This window comes from Streptomyces sp. NTD107 (genome assembly GCF_059510435.1).
On the sequence record NZ_JCAJZV010000001.1, the window covers coordinates 258798 to 284378 of the forward strand.

General features: G+C 73.0%; 22 protein-coding genes. 12 read left to right on the forward strand and 10 right to left on the reverse strand.

The window, feature by feature from the left end:
* Window positions 1-83 precede the first annotated feature (83 nt).
* Window positions 84-929 carry a chaplin gene (locus tag AC5WRL_RS01210; protein ID WP_496086320.1) on the forward strand — a complete coding sequence of 282 codons (846 nt, stop codon included), beginning with the start codon at window positions 84-86 and terminating at the stop codon, window positions 927-929.
* A 65-nt stretch (window positions 930-994) separates the two neighbouring features.
* Here the strand turns inward: AC5WRL_RS01210 and AC5WRL_RS01215 are convergent, their stop codons facing one another.
* On the reverse strand, window positions 995-1183 hold the full coding sequence (locus AC5WRL_RS01215; protein ID WP_496086321.1) for a DUF5703 family protein: 189 nt from the start codon (window positions 1181-1183) through the stop codon (window positions 995-997).
* 47 nt (window positions 1184-1230) lie between these two features.
* Here AC5WRL_RS01215 and AC5WRL_RS01220 point away from each other — a divergent pair, with 47 nt between their 5' ends.
* Entirely contained in the window at window positions 1231-1890 is a 660-nt protein-coding gene (locus AC5WRL_RS01220) for a hypothetical protein (protein WP_496086322.1), read from the forward strand.
* A gap of 86 nt (window positions 1891-1976) precedes the next feature.
* Here AC5WRL_RS01220 and AC5WRL_RS01225 read toward each other — a convergent pair whose 3' ends face one another.
* Complete coding sequence (locus AC5WRL_RS01225; protein WP_496086323.1) at window positions 1977-3938, reverse strand: ATP-binding domain-containing protein; 1962 nt, start codon at window positions 3936-3938, stop codon at window positions 1977-1979.
* The gene (locus tag AC5WRL_RS01230) at window positions 3935-4918 is read right to left on the reverse strand and encodes an aldo/keto reductase (protein WP_496086324.1); all 984 of its coding nucleotides are present in this window, start codon (window positions 4916-4918) and stop codon (window positions 3935-3937) included. The genes AC5WRL_RS01225 and AC5WRL_RS01230 overlap by 4 nt, the downstream gene beginning before the upstream one ends.
* A 74-nt stretch (window positions 4919-4992) precedes the next feature.
* Here AC5WRL_RS01230 and AC5WRL_RS01235 point away from each other — a divergent pair, with 74 nt between their 5' ends.
* From AC5WRL_RS01235 to AC5WRL_RS01260, 6 genes are all read left to right on the forward strand, one after another.
* Entirely contained in the window at window positions 4993-6042 is a 1050-nt protein-coding gene (locus AC5WRL_RS01235; protein ID WP_496086325.1) for an LLM class F420-dependent oxidoreductase, read from the forward strand.
* A 70-nt stretch (window positions 6043-6112) separates the two neighbouring features.
* Window positions 6113-6805, forward strand: a complete 693-nt coding sequence (locus AC5WRL_RS01240) for an MSMEG_4193 family putative phosphomutase (protein WP_496086326.1) — start codon at window positions 6113-6115, stop codon at window positions 6803-6805.
* Between the two features lie 79 nt (window positions 6806-6884).
* Entirely contained in the window at window positions 6885-7478 is a 594-nt protein-coding gene (locus AC5WRL_RS01245) for a DUF3090 domain-containing protein (RefSeq protein ID WP_496086327.1), read from the forward strand.
* Entirely contained in the window at window positions 7439-8353 is a 915-nt protein-coding gene (locus tag AC5WRL_RS01250) for an SCO1664 family protein (protein ID WP_496086328.1), read from the forward strand. Before AC5WRL_RS01245 ends, AC5WRL_RS01250 begins: the two co-directional genes overlap by 40 nt.
* Window positions 8354-8423: 70 nt before the next feature.
* Window positions 8424-9653 (forward strand): cysteine--1-D-myo-inosityl 2-amino-2-deoxy-alpha-D-glucopyranoside ligase, encoded by a 1230-nt coding sequence (gene mshC / locus AC5WRL_RS01255; protein ID WP_496086329.1) that lies wholly within the window; start codon window positions 8424-8426, stop codon window positions 9651-9653.
* Window positions 9654-10062: 409 nt separating this feature from the next.
* Window positions 10063-10257, forward strand: coding sequence for a hypothetical protein (locus tag AC5WRL_RS01260; RefSeq protein WP_496086330.1), 195 nt, complete (start codon window positions 10063-10065; stop codon window positions 10255-10257).
* A 323-nt stretch (window positions 10258-10580) separates the two neighbouring features.
* Here AC5WRL_RS01260 and AC5WRL_RS01265 read toward each other — a convergent pair whose 3' ends face one another.
* From AC5WRL_RS01265 to AC5WRL_RS01285, 5 genes are all read right to left on the reverse strand, one after another.
* Window positions 10581-11615 (reverse strand): PAC2 family protein, encoded by a 1035-nt coding sequence (locus tag AC5WRL_RS01265; RefSeq protein WP_496086331.1) that lies wholly within the window; start codon window positions 11613-11615, stop codon window positions 10581-10583.
* A 161-nt stretch (window positions 11616-11776) separates the two neighbouring features.
* Window positions 11777-13390 carry a glycerol-3-phosphate dehydrogenase/oxidase gene (locus AC5WRL_RS01270; protein WP_496086332.1) on the reverse strand — a complete coding sequence of 538 codons (1614 nt, stop codon included), beginning with the start codon at window positions 13388-13390 and terminating at the stop codon, window positions 11777-11779.
* 7 nt (window positions 13391-13397) lie between these two features.
* Window positions 13398-14942 carry a glycerol kinase GlpK gene (glpK, locus tag AC5WRL_RS01275; protein WP_496086333.1) on the reverse strand — a complete coding sequence of 515 codons (1545 nt, stop codon included), beginning with the start codon at window positions 14940-14942 and terminating at the stop codon, window positions 13398-13400.
* A gap of 50 nt (window positions 14943-14992) precedes the next feature.
* The gene (locus AC5WRL_RS01280) at window positions 14993-15805 is read right to left on the reverse strand and encodes an MIP/aquaporin family protein (protein WP_496086334.1); all 813 of its coding nucleotides are present in this window, start codon (window positions 15803-15805) and stop codon (window positions 14993-14995) included.
* A 156-nt stretch (window positions 15806-15961) separates the two neighbouring features.
* Window positions 15962-16726 (reverse strand): IclR family transcriptional regulator, encoded by a 765-nt coding sequence (locus AC5WRL_RS01285; RefSeq protein ID WP_496086335.1) that lies wholly within the window; start codon window positions 16724-16726, stop codon window positions 15962-15964.
* 406 nt (window positions 16727-17132) lie between these two features.
* Here AC5WRL_RS01285 and metH point away from each other — a divergent pair, with 406 nt between their 5' ends.
* Together metH and AC5WRL_RS01295 are read left to right on the forward strand one after the other, a co-directional pair.
* Window positions 17133-20648: a methionine synthase gene (gene metH / locus AC5WRL_RS01290; protein ID WP_496086336.1), complete on the forward strand. Its 3516-nt coding sequence runs from the start codon at window positions 17133-17135 to the stop codon at window positions 20646-20648.
* A 144-nt stretch (window positions 20649-20792) separates the two neighbouring features.
* Complete coding sequence (locus AC5WRL_RS01295; protein WP_496086337.1) at window positions 20793-21527, forward strand: HAD family hydrolase; 735 nt, start codon at window positions 20793-20795, stop codon at window positions 21525-21527.
* A gap of 7 nt (window positions 21528-21534) precedes the next feature.
* On the opposite strand, the gene AC5WRL_RS01300 is transcribed toward AC5WRL_RS01295, so the two are convergent.
* Window positions 21535-22203 (reverse strand): response regulator, encoded by a 669-nt coding sequence (locus AC5WRL_RS01300; RefSeq protein WP_496086338.1) that lies wholly within the window; start codon window positions 22201-22203, stop codon window positions 21535-21537.
* Between the two features lie 57 nt (window positions 22204-22260).
* Entirely contained in the window at window positions 22261-23181 is a 921-nt protein-coding gene (locus tag AC5WRL_RS01305; RefSeq protein WP_496086339.1) for a RecB family exonuclease, read from the reverse strand.
* 95 nt (window positions 23182-23276) lie between these two features.
* Here AC5WRL_RS01305 and AC5WRL_RS01310 point away from each other — a divergent pair, with 95 nt between their 5' ends.
* Entirely contained in the window at window positions 23277-24521 is a 1245-nt protein-coding gene (locus AC5WRL_RS01310; RefSeq protein ID WP_496086340.1) for a site-2 protease family protein, read from the forward strand.
* A 58-nt stretch (window positions 24522-24579) separates the two neighbouring features.
* Window positions 24580-25518: a tRNA (adenine-N1)-methyltransferase gene (locus AC5WRL_RS01315; protein WP_496086341.1), complete on the forward strand. Its 939-nt coding sequence runs from the start codon at window positions 24580-24582 to the stop codon at window positions 25516-25518.
* Window positions 25519-25581: the final 63 nt, after the last annotated feature.

The following is a 25581-nucleotide window of genomic DNA, read 5'->3' on the forward strand; positions in this document are numbered from 1 at the left end:
CCGCCGGGGTCTTTACGCAGGGCGCGGGATGCCCTCAGCCCCCACCCCGCGCCTCCATGAGGGAACAAGGCAGGGGAAACACCATGCGACAGGTCACCAGAAAGGGCCTGCTCTCCGTAGCCGCCGCCGGCGGGATGCTGGCCATGGCGGGCGGTACGGCGCACGCCGACGCCGACGCCCATGGCGGCGCCGTCAATTCACCGGGCGTGGCTTCGGGCAACAACATCCAGGCGCCGATCAATGTGCCGATCAATGTCTGCGGCAACACGATCAATGTGATCGGCGTGCTGAACCCCGCGTTCGGGAACACCTGCCAGAGCGGCACTCCCGGCGGCGGCAAGCACAACCCCGGCCATGAGGCCGGACAGGGCGGGGCCCAGGCGGAGGGCGGCGCCGTGGACTCGCCCGGCGTCGGCTCCGGCAACAGCATCCAGGTGCCCGTCGATGTCCCGGTCAATGCCTGTGGCAACAGCATCGACGTGGTGGGCGTACTGAACCCGGTCTTCGGCAACGAGTGCTACATCGATGCCCCGCCGGTCGAGCACCCCGAGCCCGAGCACCCCGGGGAGCCTGAGTACCCCGAGCCCGAGCAGCCGGGCGGTTCCGGTGGTTCCGGCGGTTCGGGCGGTTCCGGCGGCTCCGGCGGTTCCGGTGGCTCCGGCGGCGGTGACTCCGAGGAGCCCGGCGGTCCCGGTGGCTCGGGCGGCTCCGGCAGCTCCGGCGGTTCGAGCGGCTCCGGCGGCGGTGGCTCGGAGACCCCCGCCGAGGAGAAGCCCGGCAACGAGCCCGGGGAGCAGCTCGGCGGCGGCGAACTGGCCGAGACCGGCAGCAGCGGCCCCGGCCTGGGCGTGATGCTTCCCCTCGGCGCGGGCCTGATGGTCGGCGGCGTGGTGCTGTACCGGCGTGGCCGGGCGGCGCGGCAGTCCTGACGATCCGCACCGCGTTCCACCGTGGGCCCCGCGTTCTCGCGGGGCCCACGCGTGGTGTCGGAGGGCTACCAGGTCGGGCGCAGTTGGCGGATGATCCGCCGTCTCAGCCGCACCCGGCGGCTGCCGTCCGGATACAGCCGCAGCCGGGCCAGCTCCCACTGCCCGTACTCGGCATGGTCGGTCAGCAGCCGCGTGGTCGCGGCGCGGGAGACCCCGCGGGGTACATACACATCACGAAACTCATATTCCGGCATCGAATCCATTGTGCGTCCAGGGCCCGGATGCCGATACCGTCTGCACCATGTCTGATGCTGTGCAGCCGACCGCTGCCGAAGTCCGCGCCGCCGCCGACGCGCTGAAGAACGCGATCGACCGGCACCTGGAAGCCATTGAACGGCGCGCCACCGGACAGGGCGCCGACACCGACGCGGAGTCCGAGGTCTACACCGCGTTCAATGAGATGGCCGCCGCCGGTGAGGTGTACGACGAGCTGCTGTACGACGTCTACGACGAGGTGACGCCCTTCGAGATCCCGGCGACCGAGGGCGGCACCGGCTACGCCGGGCCGGAACGGCCGGAGTATCTGAGCGTCTTCATGCGGCGCGACTATGTCGTGGTGGATCCCCGGCGGCTGCGCGGCCAGGCGCAGCGCGTCACCGAGCTCGACCCGGAGACCACCGGGGAGGAGGCCGCCGACGCCCGCGAGGCGGCCGGCGGCAGTCTGCATGCCGCGCTCGGGGTGATCTTCGGCGAGTTCGACCCGGACGAGATCGCCACCCGGCACAAGGAGTTCGGTCTGGAGGAGGGCGACGCCACGCTGTGGGTGTCCGCCGGGGACGAGCCGGTGGAGCCGGGGGAATGGCTCGCCGCCCCCTTCGAGACCGTCGACCCGGAGCGGGTGATCTGCCGCTTCGACATCAGCGACGCCTTCGACGAGGAGGACCTGGGCTCCCTGCGGTAGGCCGTCTCGTTCGGATCTTCGCGGGGCCGCGCCGCCGGCTACGGAGCCTCGCCGCCGAACGAGACCGCCTGGCTCCCCGGCCGCCCTCAGCCGCCCGGAACCGGCTGGGGGCGCAGCAGCGCCGCCAGCCGGGTGGAGCGGGTGGTGCGCGGGGGCGCGGCGACCGCCTGGGCCAGTGCGGGGCCGACCCCCTGGACCACCGACAGATGGCGCTCGGCCCGGCTGAAGGCGGTGTAGATCCAGGACCGGTCCAGCGCCGGGACCGCGTCGCCGGGCAGCACCACGACCACACCCGGCCAGCGCGCCCCGGCCGCCTGGTGCGCGGTGATCGCCCAGCCGTGCCGTACGGTCCCGGGTACCCGTTCCCGGGGGACGGTGAGCGGCCCGTCCGGGCACTCCAGCCGCAGCCCCGCCGCGTCGGCCCCGGTGACAGTGGCCGGCCGGCTGTGACCGGGAGCGGGGGAGTACATCACCCGATCGCCCGGATCGAAGCCGCCGAACCGCCCTGGGCCCGGGTTCAGCCGCTCCTTCAGCGCCGCGTTCAGCACCCGGGTGCCCGCCGCGCCGCCGTGGCCGACCGTGATCACCCGCACCTCGGCGACCGGCACCCCCACGGCGCGCGGAATGGAGTCGGTGACCAGCTGAACCGTACGGTGCACCGCCTCGCCGGCGTCGGCGGCCGGCACGATCACCACTTCTTTGCCGGGCGCCGCGACCTGGTACAGCTCGCCGATCGCGATGCCGGAGACCAGTTCGCCCACCGGGCCGGTGTCCGGCGTCCGGGAGGTGAGGTGCGGTACGCCGCCGCCGGCCGCCACGTCCGCCAGCACCTGGCCGGGGCCGGCCGCGCCCAGCACCGCCGGGTCGCCGCTGAGCACCAGCCGGGCGCCGTCCGGCAGCGACTCCACCAGGGTGGCCGCCGTCTCCACGGTCAGCTGCGGCGCGTCCAGCACGGCCAGCAGATCCAGCGCCAGTGCCCCGTCCGGGTCCCGCCCGGGGCCTTCGGTACCGCTCAGCAGCCCGGTCACGGTGATCGCCGCGTCCGCGTGCTCCGCGGGCAGCAGCCGGGCCAGCCGCTGCCGGCCGTCCTGGCCGTGCGCCGCCGCGAAGGCCCGCAGCCCCAGCTGCCGCGCCGCCGCCACCAGCACGGCCGGCTCCGTCCGCGCGGCCTCGCCGCCGCTGTGCGCCACCACCGGGTGTACGGCCACGGCCCTGATCAGCTCGGCGGCCGAGGGGGTCGGCGCCCCGGTGGCGGCCTGCTCCCATCCCTCGGCGCTCTCCTCGCCCCCGGCCGGGGCCGAGCCGCGCAGCCTGGCCAGGCCGTCCGCCAGGCTCTCCTCGGCCAGCGCGCAGCGGTCCAGGCCGAACAGCACCCGCACGGGTGGTTCTTCGCCGCCCTCTCCCTCGCCCTGGCCCCCGCTCGTGCCCCCGCCGCTGGCCGCCGGCACCGCGTCCTGGAACACCAGCACCGCGCCCTCCTCGACGGCCGCGCGCAGCGTCTCCTCGGGGTCCCGCACCTGCTGCCCGGCCAGCCCCTTCGCCAGCGCCCCGGCCTCCAACGCGGTGTGCCCCGCCAGCGCCGCCCGCTCCAGCAGCCATACCGTCAGCGCCACTCCCCGGCGGGCGTCCTGCGGATCGCACTCGGTGCCCAGCAGCGCCCGCGCGAAGCCGTCCGCCTGACCCGGCAGCATCCCGGGCACCGCCAGCAGCCGCCAGGGGTCGGCGGCCAGCTCGCCCGCCGCGCCCTCACCCAGCGCCCCGGCCACCCGGTCGGCCAGCTCCCCGGGCGCCCCGCCGCGCTCCAACAACTCCACCAGCTCCGGTGGTACGGCCACCGGCGGCCCGCCGGCCGCCGGCTCCGCCCCCGTACGCGCCGGCGGCGCGGTGGCCGGTCGTGGCGCCGGTTCGGGCTGGGCGAAGAAGGCCGCGGCCGGCCGCTCACCGCTCTCCACCGCTCGTACGGCGGCCCGCAGTTCGGCCGCCAGGCCCCCCGCGGGGGCGCCCTTCGCCGGCTGCGGTGACTGCGGCGGCTGGTTCCCGTCGGTCACAGCGAACTCCACTCATGATCCGGGTAGTGGTGCACCGGTGCCGAAATGTCATCCAGCGCCCGGCAGATCTCGTCAGGAAGCCTAAGGTCCTCCACTGACAACACCTCTCCCAGCTGGCGCGCCGTGCGGGCCCCCACGATCGGGGCGGTCACCCCGGGCCGGTCCCGTATCCAGGCCAGCGCCACCTGCGCCGGGGTGACGGCCAGGCCGTCGGCGGCGGTGGCCACCGCGTCCACCACCCGCCGTCCCGGCTCGTCCAGATACGGGGCGACGAACCCGGCCAGTGCCGAGGAGGCGCCGCGCGATCCTGGCGGGGTGCCGTGCCGGTACTTTCCCGTCAGCACGCCACGGCCCAGCGGCGAGGACGGCAGCAGCCCCACCCCCAGGTCGAGCGCGGCCGGCAGCACCTCGCGTTCCACCCCGCGCTGGAGCAGTGAGTACTCCATCTGGGTGCTCGCCAGCCGGGTACGGCCCCCCGGTGTGCCCAACTGCCAGGTCGCGGCCTTCGCCAGCTGCCAGCCGCAGAAGTTGGAGACACCGGCGTACCGTACGCGTCCGCTGCTGACCGCGATGTCCAGGGCCTGGAGGGTCTCGTCCAGCGGCGTCATCGGATCGAAGGCATGCACCTGCCACAGATCCACGTAGTCGGTGCCCAGCCGTTCCAGCGAGGCGTCGAGTGCCGCCAGCAGATGGCCGCGCGAGGCGTCGAAGCGCCGGTCCGGATCGGGCACGCTGCCCGCTTTGGTGGCGATCACCAGTTCGGATCTGGGGACCAGGGAGTCCAGCAGCCGTCCCAGCAGATACTCCGCCCCGCCGTCCGCGTACACATCCGCCGTGTCCAGCAGGGTGCCGCCCGCCTCCCAGAACATCTTCAGCAACTCCGCCGCGTCCTGCTCCTCCGTATCCCTCGCCCACGTCAACGTGCCGAGCCCGATCCGGGATACGCGCAGGCCGGTGTGGCCCAGATGCCGAAGATCCATGGCCGTTGAGCGTACTGGCGCCGCGGGGTACAGTCGCTCGGAAGGGCAGGTTACCGACGAGTAGAGGCGGTTGTATGCGGCTCGGAATCAACCTCGGTTACTGGGGCGCCGGAATGGACGCCGACAACCTCGCCGTCGCCAAGGAAGCCGACCGGCTGGGCTACGCCGTGTGCTGGGCGGCCGAGGCGTACGGCTCCGACGCGCCCACCGTGCTGGCCTGGGTCGCCGCCCACACCGAGCGCATCGACGTCGGCGCCGCGATCCTCCAGATCCCGGCCCGCGCCCCCGCCATGACCGCCATGACCGCCGCCACCCTCGACTCGCTGTCCGGCGGCCGGTTCCGGCTCGGCCTCGGCGTCTCGGGGCCGCAGGTCTCCGAAGGCTGGTACGGCGTCAAGTTCGACAAGCCGCTCGCCCGCACCCGCGAGTACGTGCAGATCGTACGCACCGCCATGTCCCGGCAGCGGCTCACCCACCAGGGCGAGCACTGGACCCTCCCGCTGCCCGGCGGCCCCGGCAAGCCGATCAAGCTCACCGTGCACCCGGTGCGCGAGCGCATCCCGCTCTACATCGCCGCCATCGGCCCCAAGAACCTCCGCCAGACCGGCGAGATCGCCGACGGCGCGCTGCTCATCCTCTTCTCGCCCGAACACGCCGAAGCCACCACCCTGGGCGCCCTGCGCGAGGGCCGGGCGGCCATCGGCGCCGATCTGACCGGCTTCGACATCGCGCCCACCGTCCCGCTCGCCGTCGGGGACGATCTGGACGCGCTCGCCGACCACTTCCGCCCGTACACCGCCCTGTACGTCGGCGGCATGGGCAGCCGCGAACAGAACTTCTACAACCGCCTCGCCCGCCGCATGGGGTACGAGAAGGAGGCCGCCGAGATCCAGGACCACTACCTGGCCGGCGACAAGGCCGCCGCAGCCGCCGCCGTACCCCGCTCCCTCATCGACTCCACCACCCTCATCGGCTCCGTCGACCGCATCGCCGACCGGATGCGCGCCTACGCCGAGGCCGGTGTCACCACCCTCTCCCTCGCCCCCGCCGGGCTGACCCTCGACGAGCGGGTCGGCGCGCTGCGGGCCGGCGCCGAGGCCCTGGAACGCGCCGGGCTGGGCTGAACCCGGCCGGACGCACGGCCCGTGGTGGGGCCCCGCCCCACCACGGACCCCGCGGTCCTACCCTGGCGGCATGCCCACCATGCTGCTGCTGCGCCACGGCAGAACCACCGCCAACGCCGCCGGAGTGCTCGCCGGCCGCGCCCCCGGCACCGCCCTCGACGACCACGGCCACCGGCAGGCCGCCGCACTCCCCGGCCGGCTCGCCGGGGTGCCGCTGGCCGCCGCCGTGCACAGCCCCCTCCAGCGCTGCGTGGAGACCCTCGCCCCGCTGCGCGCCGCCCGCCCGGAACTGCCGGTGTACGCCGAGGAGCGGGTCATCGAGTGCGACTACGGCGAATGGACCGGCCGTACGCTCCGCGAACTCGCCGAGCAGCCCCTCATGGCCACCGTACGCACCCGGCCCTCCGCCGTCCGCTTCCCCGGCGGCGAGACCCTGCGCGCCATGGCCGAGCGGGTGGCCGCCGCCGCGGCCGACTGGGACGCCCGCGTCGCGCGCGAGCACGGCCCCGACGCCGTGTGGCTGCTGTGCACCCACGGCGACAACATCAAGGCCCTGGTCGCCGACGCCCTCGGTCTCCATCTCGACCACTTCCAGCGCATCGCACCGCACCCCGCCTCCGTCACCGCCATCCGGTACGGCGAACACCCCCTGCTGCTGCGGTTCGGCGACACCGGCGAGCTGAGCGAATTCGCGCCGCACACCCCGGCCGGCGAACGCGATCTCACCGCCGAGACCGACGCCCCGGTCGGGGGCGGTGCCTAGGCACCGCGATCTCGATGCGCAGTAGGGTGCCAGTGTCGCCGGACAACAGTCCACCGCCATCGACCCAACGGAGCAGTACGTGTCCCGTCAGGTGTTCCTCTACGACCCTCCGGAACGATTCGTCGCCGGGACGGTCGGACTGCCTGGCCGGCGAAGCTTCTTCCTCCAGGCGACGGCCGGCCCCCGTACCACCAGCGTCGCCCTGGAGAAGGCCCAGGTCGAGGCGCTCGCCCAGCGCATCGACGAACTGCTGGACGAGGTGGTGCGCCGCTCCGGGGGTTCCACCTCCGTGCCCGCCGTCGCCCCCACCGAACTCGCCGACACCGGGCCGCTCCAGGTGCCCGTGGAGGAGGAGTTCCGGGTCGGCACCATGGCTCTGGCCTGGGACGGCGAGAACGAGCGGATGATCGTGGAGGCCCAGGCCCTGGTGGAACTGGAGGCCGATTCCGAGGAGGAGTTCGCCGAGGCCGAGGAACGGCTGCTGCGGGACGACGAGAACGGCCCGCCCATGCTGCGGGTGCGGCTGTCGGGCACCATGGCCCGGGCCTTCGCCAAGCGCGCCCTGGAGGTGGTGGGCGCCGGCCGCCCGCCGTGCCCGCTGTGCAGCCTGCCGCTCGACCCGGAGGGACACGTATGCCCGCGCCAGAACGGGTACCGGCGCAGCCGGGCATGACACCCCCTCGGGAAACCGGGACCGGGGCGGAGGCTGAGGCCGGGACCCGGATCGCCGAGATCCTCGCGCACGGCCGGCTCACCGTCCTCGGACAGATCCCGGACGCCTCCAACGCGGTGCTGTACGCCACCGCCGAACTCGACGGCCGGCAACTGCCCTGCGTGTGCAAGCCGGTGGCCGGTGAACGCCCGCTGTGGGACTTCCCCGACGGCAATCTGGCCCGCCGTGAGGTGGCCGCGTACGAAGTGTGCCGCGCGCTCGGCTGGGACCTGGTGCCGCCCACCGTGCTGCGCGACGGGCCGCACGGCGAGACCATGTGCCAGCTGTGGGTGGGACCCGACCCGCTGGCGCCGGACACGGGTGACACGGCGGAGCAGGAGCCGCCCGGCGGGGAACTGCTCGCCCTCACCGAGGGCACCGCCGCCGAGCCCGGCTGGCGGGCGATCGGCCAGGTGGAGACCGCCGACGGCACCCCCGCCCTGCTGGTGCACGCGGACGACGAACGGCTGCGCCGGCTCGCCGTCCTGGACGCCGTCATCAACAACGGCGACCGCAAGGGCGGCCACCTGCTGCCGCAGCGCGACGGCCGGCTGTACGGCATCGACCACGGAGTGACCTTCCACACCGAGGACAAGCTGCGCACCCTGCTGTGGGGCTGGGCCGGCGAGCCGCTGCCGGAGGGCGCCCGGCGCGCCCTGCGTACCCTGTCCGACGCGCTGGCCGACCCCGGCAGCCCGCCGGCCGCCCGGCTCGCCGAGCTGATCAGCCGCCCCGAGTACGCCGCGCTGCGCGAGCGGGTCGCCGAGCTGCTGCGCACCGGCCGCCACCCCCGCCCGGGCGGCGAATGGCCCGCCATCCCCTGGCCGCTCATCTGACCGCGCGCCGGCGTACGCCGTCCCCGGGGCCCGCCGTGTAACCGGGAGCCGGTGCGGATAGGCTCGTGGCATGTATGCCTGGCCCGCCTCCGAGGTCCCCGCGCTGCCTGGTCAGGGCCGCGACCTCAGGATTCACGACACCGCCACCGGGAGCCGGGTGACCCTCACCCCCGGGCCCGTGGCCCGGCTCTATGTCTGCGGAATCACCCCCTACGACGCCACCCACCTGGGACACGCGGCCACCTACACCGCGTTCGACCTGGTGCAGCGGGTCTGGTTGGACAACGGGCGGCAGGTGCACTACGTACAGAACGTCACCGACATCGACGACCCGCTGCTGGAGCGGGCGGTGGCCACCGGCGAGGACTGGACCGCGCTGGCGCTGCGTGAGACCGAGCTGTTCCGCGAGGACATGACCGCGCTGCGGATGCTGCCGCCGGCCCACTACATCGGGGCGGTGGAGGCCATACCGGGCATCGTGCCGCTGGTGGAGCGGCTGCGCGAGCAGGGCGCCGCGTACGAACTCGACGGCGACATCTACTACTCGGTGGCTTCCGACGAGCACTTCGGACAGGTGTCCGGGCTCGACGCGGCGACCATGCGCGCGCTGTCCGCCGAACGCGGCGGCGACCCGGACCGGCCGGGCAAGAAGAACCCGCTGGACCCGATGCTGTGGCTGGCAGCCCGCCCCGGCGAGCCGTCCTGGGACGGCGGCAGCCTGGGCCCCGGCCGCCCCGGCTGGCACATCGAGTGCGTGGCCATCGCCCTGGAACACCTGGGCATGGGCTTCGACGTGCAGGGCGGCGGCTCCGATCTGGCCTTCCCGCACCACGAGATGGGCGCCTCGCACGCCCAGACGCTCACCGGGGAGTACCCGTTCGCGGCCAGCTATGTGCACGCCGGGATGGTCGGCTACCGGGGCGAGAAGATGTCCAAGTCGCTGGGCAACCTGGTCTTCGTCTCCCAGCTGCGGCGCGACGGCGTCGACCCGGCCGCCATCCGGCTGGCCCTGCTGTCGCGGCACTACCGCAGCGACTGGGAGTGGACGGACGAGGTGCTGGCGCAGGCCCAGGAGCGGCTCGGCCGCTGGCGGGCCGCCGTCTCCCGCCCGGACGGGCCGTCGGCGCTCGCCCTGGTCGAGGAGGTCAGGGACGCGCTGGCCGACGACCTGAACGCCCCGGCGGCGCTGGCTGCGGTGGACCGCTGGGCCGCCGCCCAGCAGACGGACGGCGGCCAGGACACCGGCGCCCCCGGGATCGTCTCCCGTACGGTGGACGCGCTGCTGGGCGTCGCCCTGTAGCTGCCCGCCGATCCACCCGGCGCCGGGGCTCTCCCAAGCCTTCGGCGGGAAGAGCCCAGGCGCCGGGCACGACCGAACAACCACGACGAGACAGATGCGGCCCGGAACGCATCCCCGGCCGTATCGCCCGGCAGGCAGCGCCCTGGCCCGGGCCCGTACACGGACCACGAAAGCCGCCGCCGCCTCCTCCCCCCGGCTCGCGACACGACCCCGACCCTGGGGCCCCGACACTTCCGGCCGACGGCCCCCATTGGGCAGTGCCCCGGGCCGGGCCGACGCGCGGGCTGCGATGCCGGTCCGCAACCTTCGGCCCGGCGCCGTCCGTCGGTCAGCGCCCTGGCCCGGGTCGGTGTGTGGGTTACGAGGCCGCGCCCGCAGGACGTCCGCCGGCGAGGTTCCGAGCCCCACCGTGAAGGTGACCGCCGCCGTCCCGAACACGATCGCCGTCACCATCGCCGCCGCCCGCGCGGGCCGCGCCGGCGGCCGGACCAGCCCCAGCGCCACCGGCCGGGGCAGCACCGACGGCATCCCCGCACGGCCGGAGCGTTCGGCCCGGGCGGCGTTCCTGGCCGGTGGTGTCCGTCGGGCAGCGCCCTGGCCCTGACGCGTACGCGGGTCACGAAAACCCGCAGCCCCCGGCTCGGGATACGTCCCGAGCGTTTGACCTGCCGAGTTCCTGCCCGGCGGCGTCCGTCGGGCAGCGGTCTGGCCCGGACCGGTGCGTGGGCTGCGGGGTCGGCGTCTTCGGTTGGTGATGCGGGCCCAGCCGTTGGCGCGGCGGTGCCTGTTGGGCCGGGGTGGTGCGTCGCTTGCGGGGTCGGCCCTCCGGCTCGTGGTGCGGCCCCGGCCTTCGGCCGGGCGGCGCGCCCCGGGCCGGGCCCGTACGTACCACGTACGGGCCCGGTCTAACGCGCGTAAACCGGGCGGTTACTCGCTCGGGTCGGCCGTGTTGCCGCCGCCGTCCGCCGCCGGTGGCGGCCCGGCGTCGCCCTCCGGCTTGCGGCGCCGCCGCGGCCGGGCCCGCCCGCTGCTCGGATCCTTCAGAAACGGCCCCGGCCCCCCGCCCGGCTCCCCGGTTCCGGTTCCGGCCCCGGGTGCCGGCTCCGCCGACCCGTCCCGGCGCCGCAGATAGCGCTCAAACTCCTTGGCGATCGCCTCGCCCGACGCCTCCGGCAGCTCCGCCGTGTCCCTGGCCTGTTCAAGCGACTGGACGTACTCCGCCACCTCGCTGTCCTCGGCGGCCAGTTGATCCACCCCCAGTTGCCAGGCGCGGGCGTCCTCGGGCAGCTCGCCCAGCGGAATGCCCATCCCCAGCAGATCCTCCAGGGCGTTCAGCAGCGCCAGCGACGCCTTCGGGTTGGGCGGCTGCGAGACATAGTGCGGCACGGACGCCCACAGGCTGACCGCCGGGAACCCGGCGTGGGCGCACGCCTCCTGGAAGATCCCCACGATGCCGGTGGGCCCCTCGTACCGGGATTCCTCCAGGTCCAGCGAACGCGCCAGCTCCTCGTCGGAGGTGACGCTGGTGACCGGCACCGGCCGGGTGTGCGGGGTGTCGCCCAGCAGCGCGCCGAGCACCACCACCATCTCCACCCCCAGCTCGTGGGCGAAGCCCAGCAGCTCGTTGCAGAACGACCGCCACCGCATGCTCGGCTCGATGCCGCGCACCAGCACCAGATCGCGCCGTCTGCCGGAGGTGCCGGGCGCGCCGCCGCGGATCACGGACAGGCGCGTGGTCGGCCAGGTGATCCGGCGCACGCCGTCATCCAGCCAGATCAGCGGGCGATTGACCTGGAAGTCGTAGTAGTCCTCGGCGTCCAGCGCCGCGAACACCTCGCCCTTCCACTCCCGCTCCAGGTGCGCGACCGCGGCGGAGGCGGCGTCGCCGGCATCATTCCAGCCTTCGAACGCGGCCACCATGACCGGGTCGACCAGCTCGGGAACTCCCTCGAGCTCGATCACCCAGCGCCTCCTTCCGGCCGGGTCGGGGCGGTATGCCCGGCCCGGCTGCCGTTTGTCTTCCGTGCGGCCCAGCCTACGGCGTCACCGTGCCCAGACCATGGCCTTCGTACGCATCGGATCGCGGCCGGGGAGCCCCGGAAGACAACGGCACCGGCCCGGCCTCAGCCGTCCCGGCGGCCGAGCAGCGCGGCCACCCGCTCCCGTACCGGCTCGGTGTCCAGGCCGCGGATGGTGACGGTGGTACGGCGGCGCAGCACGTCGTCCACGGTCTGGGCCCACTCGTGGTCGCGGGCGTACACCACCTGTGCCCAGATCTCGGGGCCGTCGGGGTGGATGCGCTCGCCGAGCGCCGGGTCGCGGCGGACGAGATCCGCGATCTCCAGGGCGAGCGAGCCGTAGTGGGTGGCCAGATGACGCGCGGTCAGCGGGTCCATCCGGGCGCCGGGGTCGCGGTCCACCAGCAGCCGGTGGGCGACCGCGTTGGGGTTGGCGACCCCGGGCAGCGGTGCGCGGCGCACCAGCTCCCGCACCGGTTCCATGTCCTCGGCGATGCCCAGGCCGGGCAGCTTGGCGAGCTTGGCCAGCACCGTACGCCCGATGTGCCGGTACGTGGTCCACTTGCCGCCGGCCACCGACAGCATGCCGCCGCGACCCTCGGTGACCACGGTCTCGCGCTTGGCGGACTCCACGCCGCCGGGGCCGCCGGGCAGTACCCGCAGGCCGGCGAAGGCATAGGTGAGCAGCTCGCGGTCCAGCTGGGCGTCGGTCACCGACAGCGCGGCCTCTTCCAGGATCTGCTGGATGTCGGCCTCGGTGGCGCGCACCTCGCCGGGGTCGCCCTCGTACGGTTCGTCGGTGGTGCCGAGCAGCAACTGGTCCTCCCACGGGAGGGCGAAGGTGATGCGGTACTTGTCGACCGGGGTGGCGAGCGCGGCGCGCCAGGGGGCGGTGCGGCGCAGCACGATATGGGCGCCCTTGGAGAGCCGGACGCTGGGCGCGGCGCCGGGGTGTTCCAGGCGCCGCAGGTGGTCGACCCAGGGGCCGGTGGCGTTGAGGACGAGGCGGGCGTCGACCCCGAACTCGGTGCCGTCGATGCGGTCGCGGACCTCGGCGCCGGTGACCCGGCCGTGGGTGAAGCGCAGCCCGGTGACCTCGGCGTGGTTGAGGACGGCGGCCCCGGCGGAGACGGCGGCGCGGACGGTGAGGACGGCGACCCGGGCGTCGTTCATCTGGTGGTCGCCGTAGACCGCCACCGCCTTGAGGTTGTCGGTGCGCAGCGCCGGGTTGACAGCGGCGGCCTTGGCGGGGGAGATGATCCGGCCCACCCCGTCGCCGAAGGCGGACAGCGCCGAGTAGGCGAAGACGCCGGCGCCGAGCTTGGCGGCGCCGTGCGGGCCGTCCTTGTAGACGGGGAGGTGGAAGGTGAGGGGGTTGACCAGGTGCGGGGCCACGTCCTTGGCGAGCACCCGGCGCTCGTGGTGGTTCTCGGCGACGAGTTTGACGGCGCCGGTCTGGAGGTAGCGCAGTCCGCCGTGCACCAGTTTGGAGGAGGCGGAGGAGGTGGCGCCGGCGAAGTCGCCGGCGTCCACCATCGCCACCCGCAGCCCCGACTGTGCGGCGTGCCAGGCCACCGAGGTGCCCAGGATGCCGCCGCCGATCACCAGCAGATCGTAGGCGGAGCCGGCCAGCCGCTCCCGGGTCTCGGCGCGGCCGGCGGCCGGGGCCGCGGATATCGCGGACCCGGTGGCGTCCGTGGTGTGCTGCGGGGTGTTCATGGTGTTCTCAGTCCTCCTCGTCGAGCCAGCCCATGGTCCGCTGTACGGCCTTGAGCCAGAGTTTGTACTCGCGGTCGCGCTCGGCCGCGTCCATCTGGGGGGTCCACTCGGCTGCCCGGCGCCAGTTGGCGCGCAGTTCGCTGACGTCGGTCCAGAAGCCGACGGCGAGCCCGGCCGCGTAGGCGGCGCCCAGGCAGGTGGTCTCGGAGACCATGGGACGCACCACGGGCGCGTCCAGGAAGTCCGAGATGTTCTGCATCAGCAGGTTGTTGGAGGTCATGCCCCCGTCGACCCGCAGTGAGGTCAGGTCGACGCCGGAGTCCTTCTTCATGGCGTCGACGATTTCGCGGGTCTGCCAGGCGGTGGCCTCCAGCACGGCGCGTGCGATGTGTGCCTTGGTGACATAGCGGGTCAGCCCGGCGATGATGCCGCGCGCGTCCGAGCGCCAGTAGGGGGCGAAGAGCCCGGAGAACGCCGGTACGAAGTAGGCGCCACCGTTGTCCTCCACCGTTCTGGCCAGGGTCTCGATCTCGGCCGCCGAGTGGATGATGCCCATCTGGTCGCGCATCCACTGCACCAGGGCGCCGGTGATCGCGATCGAGCCCTCCAGCGCGTACACCGTGGGCTGGTCGCCGATGCGGTAGCCGACGGTGGTCAGCAGCCCGGCGTACGAGTTGACGGCCTCGGTGCCGGTGTTCATCAGCAGGAACGTGCCGGTGCCGTAGGTGGACTTGGCCTCGCCGACCTCGTAACAGGTCTGCCCGAACAGCGCGGCCTGCTGGTCGCCGAGCGCGGACGCCACCGGCACCCCGTTCAGCGGGCCGCCCTTGGCGTGCCCGTAGACCTCGGCCGAGGAGCGGATCTGTGGCAGTACGGCGGCGGGCACCTGCATCGAGGCGAGGATCCGCTCGTCCCAGTCCATGGTGCGCAGATTCATCAGCATGGTGCGGGAGGCGTTGGTGACGTCGGTGACGTGCACTCCGCCGTCGACGCCGCCGGTGAGGTTCCAGATCACCCAGGAGTCCATGGTGCCGAACAGCAGATCGCCGCGCTCGGCGCGCTCGCGCAGCCCCTCGACGTTGTCCAGCAGCCAGCGGATCTTGGGCCCGGCGAAGTAGGCGGACAGCGGCAGCCCGGTCTCGCGGCGGAACCGGTCCTGGCCGACGTTGCGGCCCAGCTCCCGGCAGAGCGCGTCGGTGCGGGTGTCCTGCCAGACGATGGCGTTGTGCACCGGCTCACCGGTGTGCCGGTCCCACAGCAGGGTGGTCTCGCGCTGGTTGGTGATGCCGATGGCCTTGACGTGGTCCTTGGTGATCTGCGCCTTGTCGAGAGCGCCGGCGACCACCTCCTGGACGTTGGTCCAGATCTCGGCGGCGTTGTGCTCCACCCAGCCGGGCTTGGGGAAGATCTGTTCGTGTTCTTTCTGGTCGACCGAGACGATGCGTCCGTCGTGGTCGAAGACGATGCACCGCGAGGAGGTGGTGCCCTGGTCGATGGCGGCGATGTACTCGCGCTGCGTGGCGGAGGGGTCGGGGTCGTGCGTGCTGCTCATGCGTCGGCTCCTGATCGTTCGGTACGGGGCGGTACGGGGCGGTCGGCGGGTCAGAACACCAACTGGTGGATGCCGGCCGCGGCGGCGCCGCCGAGCAGCGGGCCGACCACCGGGACCCAGGCGTAGGACCAGTCGGAGCCGCCCTTGTTGGGCAGCGGGAGCAGCGCGTGGATGATGCGCGGGCCCAGGTCACGGGCCGGGTTGATGGCGTATCCGGTCGGCCCGCCGAGGGAGAGACCGATGCCGAGCACGGTGAGGGCGACCAGGAGTCCGCCGAGCGCGGTGACCTGGAGGGCGCTGTTGATGCCGGTGGCCAGCACGACGGAGACCAGGACGAAGGTGCCCAGGATCTCGGTGGCCACGTTCTGCCAGTAGACGCGGATCTCGGGGGCGGTGGAGAAGATGCCCAGCACCGGGCCCGGCTCGCCGCGGGCGGCGGTGCGGCGCTCGCGGGTCGGCTTGGGCTCGGCGAAGGCGCGGACCCCGGGGGTCTTGGAGCCGCCCTCCTCCTCGTGATCGGCCAGATGGGCGTGGAAGTGGCCGTAGTACGCGATCCACACGCCGATCGCACCGAGCATCGCGCCGGTGAACTGTCCGAGCACGTACACCCAGAACTGGCCCCACCCGCCGTGCACGATCATGATGCCGAGGGTGACGGCCGGGTTGAGGTGCGCCCCGGAGATCTGGGTGGAGACGTAGACGCCGGCGAGCACGGCGATCCCCCACCCGAAGGTGATGGCGACCCAGCCGGCGCCGAACGCCTTGGACTTCTTCAGTACGACGCCGGCGACGACGCCGGCACCGAGCAGGATCAGAACGGCGGTGCCGAGCACTTCGCCGTAGAAGATTTCGGAGTTGGACACCCGTGACTCCTTTGTCCTATGTCCAGCGGACCAGGTAGAGCTCCGTCCGGTGTTCGACAATGTCGACCACTGACCGCGAGTTTTCTCTTCGGTGCGGCTGCCGTCAAGGGATGTGATGCAAGGAACGGCAGAGAACTGCCGAATGTCCGCATTGTTCTAGAATCGACCGGATCCGAGGTCGCGCGACACGGACCGGGCACAGTCTCGTACCGCCGCGATCAGCCGGGGCCGCAGCTCGCCGTCCTCCTGCATCCGCTCCACGGCCCCCGTGATGCCCACCGCGCCCACCGGCATCCGCCGCCGGTCCAGGATCGGGGCGGCCACCGAGGCCACCCCGTCCCAGGTCTCGCCCACATCACTGGCCCAGCCCCGGGCCCGCACCAGGTCGAGCTCGCGGTCGAAGCCGGCCGGATCCACCACGGTCAGCCGGGTGATCGGGGCGAAGCCCGCCTCCAGCGCCTCGCTGTGGGCCACCGGGTCGAAGGCCGCCAGCACCTTGCCCAGCGCGGTGCTGTGCAGGGGCTGCATCGCACCCACCTCCAGCACCTGCCGCGAGTCGTCGGGCCGGAAGACGTGGTGCACGATCAGCACCCCGCGCTGGTGCAGCACCCCCACATAGGCGCTCTCGCCACTGGAGCGGGCCAGATCGTCGGTCCACACCAGCGCCCGGGCGCGCAGCTCGTGCACATCCAGATAGCTGTTGCCGAGCCGCAGCAGCTCGGCGCCCAGCTGATACTTGCCCGAGGCCGCGTCCTGCTCCACGAAGCCCTCCTGCTGAAGGGTGCGCAGCAGGCCGTGCGCGGTGGCCTTGGCCAGACCGATGGACGAGGCGATGTCGGAAAGCCCGAGCCGCCGCTCGCCGCCGGCCAGCAGCCGCAGCACCGCCGCGGCCCGCTCCAGTGACTGAATCGTCCGCGCCATGAGACCGCCTCCCGCCGTTCACACCCCCCAGCGGGCCCGTCGCCTGCTCATACCATTCGACAATGCCGAACATCATCGGGTGATGTCGATAGCCCGGGGGTGGGCACGAGTCTAGGCCGTCCCACCCGGATCCTCGTGGGCGAGGCCGCGGCGCCGGACGCGGTGCGCCGCAAGCCGCCGGATCGCGCGTACCGGGCGTACCCGGGCGATCCGGCAACGCGGCGAGGCTCCCCGGCGGGCCCCCGACAGCCGGCTTCGCGGCCCCGTGAGGACCCGGACGAGACGCCCCGGGACCGTCCACGGAGCGGAAGGCTCCAGGAAACCTCCGGCGGTACGGATACGCTGAGCGAGTGCCTCCCGCGCGGAGCGCATAGCCGACAGCCGTCGCACACCATGGAGCACCTTTATGGACTCGCCCACCCTGTCCCCGCGCACCCCGGCCGAACGAGTCGCCGCCCTGCGCCAGGCATTCGCCTCCCGCGTCGTCGTCGCCGACGGCGGCATGGGCACCATGCTCCAGGCCCAGGACCCCTCCCTGGACGACTTCCAGCAACTGGAAGGCTGCAACGAGGTCCTGAACGTCACCCGCCCCGACATCGTGCGCTCCGTCCACCAGGAGTACTTCGACGCCGGCGTGGACTGCGTGGAGACCAACACCTTCGGCGCCAACCTCGCCGCCCTCGGCGAGTACGACATCCCCGAGCGCATCGCCGAACTCTCCGAGGCCGGCGCCCGCATCGCCCGCGAGACTGCCGACAGCTACGCCGCCCGCGACGGACGCCAGCGCTGGGTCCTGGGCTCCATCGGCCCCGGTACCAAGCTGCCCACCCTGGGCCACATCCGCTACGCCGAGCTGCGCGACGCGTACCAGCGCAACGCCGAGGGCCTGATCACCGGCGGCGCCGACGCCCTGCTGGTGGAGACCGCCCAGGACCTGCTCCAGACCAAGGCCGCCGTGCTCGGCGCCCGCCGCGCCGTCAACGCCACCGGCGCCGCCCTCCCGATCCTCGTCCAGGTCACCGTCGAGACCACCGGCACCATGCTGCTCGGCTCCGAGATCGGCGCGGCGCTCACCGCCCTGGAGCCACTGGGCATCGACATGATCGGCCTCAACTGCGCCACCGGCCCCGCCGAGATGAGCGAGCATCTGCGCTACCTCTCCCAGCACTCCACCGTCCCGGTGTCCTGCATGCCCAACGCCGGGCTGCCGGTCCTGGGCAAGGACGGCGCCCACTATCCGCTGGGCCCGGGCGAACTGGCCGACGCCCACGAGACGTTCATCGGTGAATTCGGGCTCTCCCTGATCGGCGGCTGCTGCGGAACCACCCCCGAGCATCTGCGGCAGGTCGTCGAGCGGGTCCGCGGACTGACCCCCGCCGCCCGCGACCCGCGCCCCGAGCCGGGCGCCGCCTCGCTCTACCAGACCGTGCCCTTCCGCCAGGACGCCTCCTACCTCGCCATCGGCGAGCGCACCAACGCGAACGGCTCCAAGAAGTTCCGCGAGGCCATGCTGGAAGGCCGCTGGGAGGACTGCGTCGAGCTGGCCCGCGAGCAGATCCGCGAGGGCGCCCATCTGCTCGACCTGTGCGTGGACTACGTCGGCCGGGACGGCGCCGCCGACATGTCCGAGCTGGCCGGCCGGCTCGCCACCGCCTCCACCCTGCCCATCGTGCTGGACTCCACCGAGCCCGCCGTCCTGGAAGCCGGCCTCGAACGCCTCGGCGGGCGGGCCGTCATCAACTCGGTGAACTACGAGGACGGCGACGGCCCCGACTCCCGGTTCGCCAAGGTCACCCGGATGGCCGTGGAACACGGCGCCGCCCTGATGGCCCTCACCATCGACGAACGCGGCCAGGCCCGCACCCCGCAGGACAAGGTCGCCATCGCCGAGCGGATCATCGCCGACCTCACCGGCAACTGGGGCGTGGCCGAGTCCGACATCATCATCGACTGCCTCACCTTCACCATCTGTACCGGCCAGGAGGAGTCCCGCCGGGACGGGGTGCACACCATCGAGGCCATCCGGGAGCTGAAGCGGCGCCACCCCGACGTCCAGACCACCCTGGGCCTGTCCAACATCTCCTTCGGCCTCAACCCCGCCGCCCGGCTCGTCCTCAACTCCGTCTTCCTCGACGAGTGCGTCAAGGCCGGCCTGGACTCCGCCATCGTGCACGCCGCCAAGATCCTGCCGATCGCCCGGATCGAGGAGGAGCAGGTCCAGGTCGCCCTCGACCTCATCCACGACCGCCGCCGCGAGGGCTACGACCCGCTCCAGCGCTTCCTCGAACTCTTCGAGGGCGTGGACGCCAAGTCCATGCGGGCCGGCAAGACCGAGGAACTGCTCGCCCTCCCCCTGGAGGAGCGGCTGCGCCGCCGCATCGTCGACGGCGAACGCAAGGGCCTGGAGGACGACCTGGACGAGGCGCTCACCACCCGCCCCGCCCTGGACATCGTCAACGACACCCTGCTCGCCGGGATGAAGACGGTCGGCGAACTCTTCGGCTCAGGACAGATGCAGCTGCCGTTCGTCCTCCAGTCCGCCGAGGTCATGAAGAACGCCGTCGCCCACCTCGAACCGCACATGGAGAAGTCCGACGACGAGGGCAAGGGCACCATCGTGCTGGCCACCGTACGCGGCGACGTCCACGACATCGGCAAGAACCTGGTCGACATCATCCTGTCCAACAACGGCTACAACGTCGTCAACCTCGGCATCAAACAGCCGGTGACCGCCATCCTGGACGCCGCCGAGGAACACCGCGCCGACGTCATCGGGATGTCCGGGCTGCTGGTGAAGTCCACGGTGATCATGAAAGAGAACCTGGAGGAGCTCAACCAGCGCGGCATGGCCGCCGACTACCCCGTCATCCTCGGCGGCGCCGCCCTCACCCGCGCCTACGTCGAACAGGACCTGCACGAGATCTACCAGGGCGAGGTTCGCTACGCCCGCGACGCCTTCGAGGGGCTGCGGCTCATGGACGCGCTGATCGCGGTCAAGCGCGGGGTGCCCGGCGCCACTCTCCCCGAGCTGAAGAAGCGCCGGGTCGCCGCCCGCCCCGCCGCCGCCCTCCAGGTGGCGGAGGCCGAACAGCCGGTGGCCCGCTCCGCCACCGCCACCGACGTCACCGTGCCCACCGCCCCCTTCACCGGCACCCGTGTCATCAAGGGCATCCCGCTCAAGGACTACGCCGCCTGGCTGGATGAGGACGCCCTGTTCAAGGGCCAGTGGGGACTGAAGGGCAGCCGCAGCGGCGAAGGGCCCGACTACGAGGAACTGCTGGAGACCGAGGGCCGCCCCCGGCTGCGCGGCTGGCTGGACCGGCTGCACACCGACAACCTGCTGGAGGCGGCCGTCGTCTACGGCTACTTCCCCTGCCACGCCGAGGGCCAGGACCTGGTGATCCTGGACGAGGACGGCAAGGAGCGCACCCGCTTCACCTTCCCGCGCCAGCGCCGGGGCCGCCGGCTGTGCCTGGCCGACTTCTTCCGCCCGGCCGAGAGCGGCGAGACGGACGTGGTCGCCCTCCAGGCCGTCACCGTGGGCTCCCGGGTCTCCGGCGCCACCGCCGAACTCTTCGCCGCCGACGCCTACCGCGACTATCTGGAGCTGCACGGCCTGTCCGTCCAGCTCGCCGAAGCACTCGCCGAGTTCTGGCACGCCCGGGTCCGCGCGGAGCTGGGCATCGGCGGCGGCGACCCGGCCGCCCTGGCCGGCATGTTCCGCACCGAGTACCAGGGCTGCCGGTACTCCCTGGGCTACCCGGCCTGCCCCGACCTGGAGGACCGCGCCAAGATCGCCGAACTGCTCCAGCCCGAACGGATCGGCGTCACCCTCTCCGAGGAGTTCCAACTGCACCCCGAACAGTCCACCGACGCGATCATCCTGCACCACCCCGAGGCCAACTACTTCAACGCCCGCTGACCCCCGGCCCGGGCCGAACGGGTGATTCCCCGGGCGAACCACCCCGCACCCCCGTAGAATGATCTGTCCGGTACGCGGCCGGTCGTCCCTTTCCACCGCCGGAGAGGTGACGACCGGCCGTCCTGCTCCCCGAAGGGACCGCGGATGACCAGTTCCCCGCCCGTCACCGACACCGCCACCGTCACGGGTCCGCTGCCGCAGGCCGTACTGCTGGACATGGACGGCACCCTGGTGGACACCGAGGGATTCTGGTGGGACGCCGAGGTCGAGGTCTTCGCCGGCCTGGGCCACACTCTCCCCGAGGAGTACCGCGCGGTCGTGGTGGGCGGCCCGATGTCCCGCAGCGCCGGCTTCCTCATCGAGGCCACCGGCGCCGACATCACCCTGGACGAACTGCGCGACGTACTCAACGCCGCCTTTCTGCGCCGCCTGGACCAGGGCGTCGCGCTGATGCCCGGCGCCCACCGGCTGCTCACCGCGCTGGCCGCCCACCGGGTGCCCACCGCCCTGGTCTCCGCCTCGCACCGCACCGTCATCGACCGCATGCTGGGCTCCATCGGAGCCCACCACTTCGCGCTCACCGTCGCCGGCGACGACGTGACCCGCACCAAGCCGCACCCCGACCCGTACCTCACCGCCGCCGCCCGGCTCGGCGCCGACCCGGCGCGCTGCGTGGCCGTGGAGGACACCCTCACCGGAGTCGCCTCGGCCGAGGCCGCCGGCTGCCAGGTCATCGCGGTGCCCTCGGTGGCCCCCGTGCCCCCCGCCCCGGGGCGCACCGTGGTCGCCTCCCTGGAGGAGATCAGCGTCCCCTTCCTGCGCACCCTGCACGGAGCCCGCTCCACGGCCGCCCCGGTACGAGCCGCCGGCCCCGTGTAGCCGGCGCTCAGTTGCCGGGCCGCACCAAGCCGCTCTCGTACGCGTAGACCGCGGCCTGGACCCGGTCGCGCAGCTGGAGCTTGGTCAGCACATGCCCCACATGCGTCTTCACCGTGGTCTCGCTGACGAACAGATCCGCCGCGATCTCCGCGTTGGACAGCCCCCGCGCCACCAGCTTCAGCACCTCCACCTCACGCTCGGTGAGCGTGTGCAGCGCGTCCGGCACCGAGTCCTCGCCCGAGGGCAGCTTGCCCGCGTACTTGTCCAGCAGCCGCCTGGTCACGCTCGGCGCCAGCGTCGCCTCGCCCGCCGCCACCACCCGGATGGCCTGCACCAGCTCGGCCGCCGGGGCGTCCTTGAGCAGAAAGCCACTGGCCCCCGCCCGCAGCGCCTCGATCACATACTCGTCCAGATCGAACGTGGTCAGCACCAGCACCTTCGCCGGGCCGTCCCGCTGCGGCCCGGTGATCCGGCGGGTGGCCTCCACCCCGTCCATCCGGGGCATCCGGATGTCCATCAGCACCACATCGGGCTGCAACGCCCGCACCTGGTCCAGGGCCTGGAGCCCGTCACCGGCCTCCCCGACCACCGCCACATCCCCCTCGGCCTCCAGGATCATCCGGAAACCGGTACGCAGCAGCGGCTGATCGTCGACCAGCAGTACGCGGATGGGCATGGACCAACCCCTCGATCAGACGGCAGGCGGCACCATTCTCGCCCACGCCCGCGCCGGTCAGCTCTCCGGGACGCCCCCGGCCGCGTCCTCGGCGTCCCCCGCGCGCGGCCCGGGCACCTCCAGTGGCAGCGCCGGCTGGATGGCCAGCGGATACGGCGGGGGAGTGCCCCCGAACTCCGGGCAGCGCGACTGGTGGTCGCACCAGCCGCACAGCCGGCCCGGCTTCGGCCGCCAGTCCCCGCTCTCCGTGGCCCGCCGGATCGCCTCCCACAGCGCCAGCAGCTTGCGCTCCACCGCCGCCAGATCACTCTCCACCGGGTCCAGGGTGAGCACATCGCCGCTGCCCAGATACACCAGCTGAAGCCGGGTGGGCACCTCACCGCGCAGCCGCCACAGCACCAGCGCGTAGAACTTCATCTGGAACAGCGCGTCCGCCGCGTACTCCGCGCGCGGCGCCTTCCCCGTCTTGTAGTCGACGATCCGCACCTCGCCGGTCGGCGCGATGTCCACCCGGTCGATCACCCCGCGCAGCCGGAGCCCCGACTCCAGCTTGGTCTCCACCCACAGCTCCCGCTCGGCCGGCTGCAACCGGGTGGGATCCTCCAGCGAGAACCAGCGCTCCACCAAAGCCTCGGCCTCCGCCAGCCAGCGCGCCAGCCGCTCCTGGTCCAGCGCACCCGGCTCCGCCTCCTGCGACTCGTCCAGAAACAGCTGCGCCAGCTCCGGACGCTTCTTCAGCAGCCGCTGCCACTCCCGCACCACCAGCGCCTTCGCCCGTGGCACACTGCGCTGCCCGGCGGGCGCGTCGAACACCCGCTCAAGGACGGCATGGACAACCGTTCCCCTGGTGGCCGCCGCGCTCGGCGCCTCGGGCAGCTTGTCGATCACCCGGAAGCGGTAGAGCAGCGGGCACTGCATGAAGTCGGCGGCCCGGGACGGGGACAGGGACGAAGTACGCGCGGTGGCTGACGCTTCCATGTCCGGAACCCTACGGGGCGTCACTGACAGCGGGGCGCTTACCATCGACTCCATACCCGCCTCTCACGCGAGGTCACACCCAGCAAGGGGAATTGGTGGCAGACTCCGACAGCGACCGGACACCGCGGCCCGGCAGCCCGGTTGGCCAGGAGACCGCGGGCGGCAAGCCCGGCGGACCCAAGGAGGCCGGCGGCGGCCTGCTCATGGGGCGCGTCTTCGGCGTACCGATCTATGTCGCGCCCAGCTGGTTCCTGGTAGCGGCCCTGATCACCTGGTTCTTCGGCAACCAGCTCGACCGGGTGCTGCCCGACCTCGGCGCCGGCCGCTATCTCGTCTCCCTCTTCTTCGCGGTCGCCTTCTACGCCTCCGTCCTGGTGCACGAACTCGCCCACACCTATGCGGCGATCCGCTTCGACCTCCCGGTGCGCCGCATCCAGCTCCAGTTCTTCGGCGGCGTCTCCGAGATCGAGAAGGAATCCCAGACCCCCGGCCGCGAGTTCGTGCTGGCCGGTGTCGGCCCGCTGCTCTCGCTCGTGCTCGGCGGCGTCTTCTGGGCCGGCATGCTCACCGTCGACCGCGGTACCGTCCCCGGCGTCCTGCTGGCCGGGCTGATGATCTCCAACGTCATCGTCGCCGCCTTCAACCTGCTGCCCGGTCTCCCCCTGGACGGCGGCCGGATGCTGCGCGCCGTGGTGTGGCGGCTCAGCGGCAGCCCCATGACCGGCACCGTGGCCGCCGCCTGGACCGGCCGGGTGCTCGCCGTGGTGGTGCTGATCGGCTTCCCGCTGACCACCCATCTGACCGGCGTCACCAGCCGCGACTCGTACACCGGTCTCGACTCCCTCACCGACGCCCTGCTGGCCGCCATCCTCGCCGCCATCATCTGGACCGGCGCCGGCAACAGCCTCAAGATGGCGCGGCTGCGCGAGCGGCTGCCTGCCCTCAACGCCCGCGTCCTCACCCGCCGGGCCGTCCCCGTCACCGCCCAGACCCCGCTCTCGGAGGCCCTGCGCCGCGCCAACGAGGCCGGCGCCCGCGCCCTGGTGGTGGTCGACGGCCAGGGCGCCCCGCTCGCCCTGGTCCGCGAATCCGGCATCGCCGCCGTCCCCGAGCACCGCCGCCCCTGGGTCGCCGTCTCCACCCTCGCCCAGGACCTGGCGGACGGCATGCGGGTGCCCGCCGACCTCACCGGCGAGGAACTGCTCGACCATCTGCGCGCCACCCCCGCCACCGAGTACCTGGTGGTCGAGGAGAACGACGAGATCTACGGGGTGCTGTCCACCAGCGATGTGGAACGCGCCTTCATGGACGCCATGAGCGGCCCCGCCGCCCGCCGCTGACCGCCGCCCCACCGCCCCGCGGACGGCGCCCGCCCCGTCCTGCACTAGGCTGACCCCCATGTCCGAACCGACCGGTGCCGCCCGCCGACGCGGGCCCTTCCAGGTCGGGGACCAGGTACAGCTCACCGATCCCAAGGGTCGCCACTACACGTTCACGCTCGAAGCCGGGAAGAGCTTCCACACCCACAAGGGTGCCTTCCCACACGACGAGCTGATCGGCGCCCCCGAGGGAACCGTTGTCCGCACCACGGGGAACGTCGCCTATCTCGCGCTGCGCCCCCTGCTCCCCGACTACGTCCTGTCCATGCCCCGCGGAGCCGCCGTGGTCTACCCCAAGGACGCGGGGCAGATCCTGGCCATGGCCGACATCTTCCCCGGCGCCCGGGTCGTCGAGGCCGGCGTGGGCTCCGGCTCGCTCAGCACCTTCCTGCTGCGCGCCATCGGCGACCAGGGCATGCTGCACTCCTACGAGCGTCGCGCCGACTTCGCGAAGATCGCCCAGGAGAACGTGGAGCGCTACTTCGGCGCCCCGCACCCCGCCTGGCAGCTGACCGTCGGCGACCTCCAGGACCAGCTGTCCGACACCGAGGTGGACCGCGTCATCCTGGACATGCTCGCCCCCTGGGAGTGCCTGGACGCCGTCTCCAAGGCCCTGGTCCCCGGCGGGATCGTGTGCGCCTATGTCGCCACCACCACCCAGCTGGCCCGCACCGTGGAGACCATCCGCGAGCACGGCACCTTCAACGAGCCGACCGCCTGGGAGACCATGGTGCGCACCTGGCACGTGGAGGGCCTGGCCGTCCGCCCGGACCACCGCATGATCGGGCACACCGGCTTCCTGCTCACCGCCCGCCGGCTGGCCGACGGGGTGGAGCCGCCGCTGCGCCGCCGCCGCCCGGCGCCCGGCGCGTACGGCTCGGACTATTCCGGGCCGGGCAAGGGCACCGGCGCCGACGCCGCCCGCCCGGCGGAAGCACCGGCGGACGGGGCCGGGTAACCCCGCCGTATCCCGGTGATGTGAGGTGTGGCACGATGCCGGGACCTGCCAACGCGCAGGTCC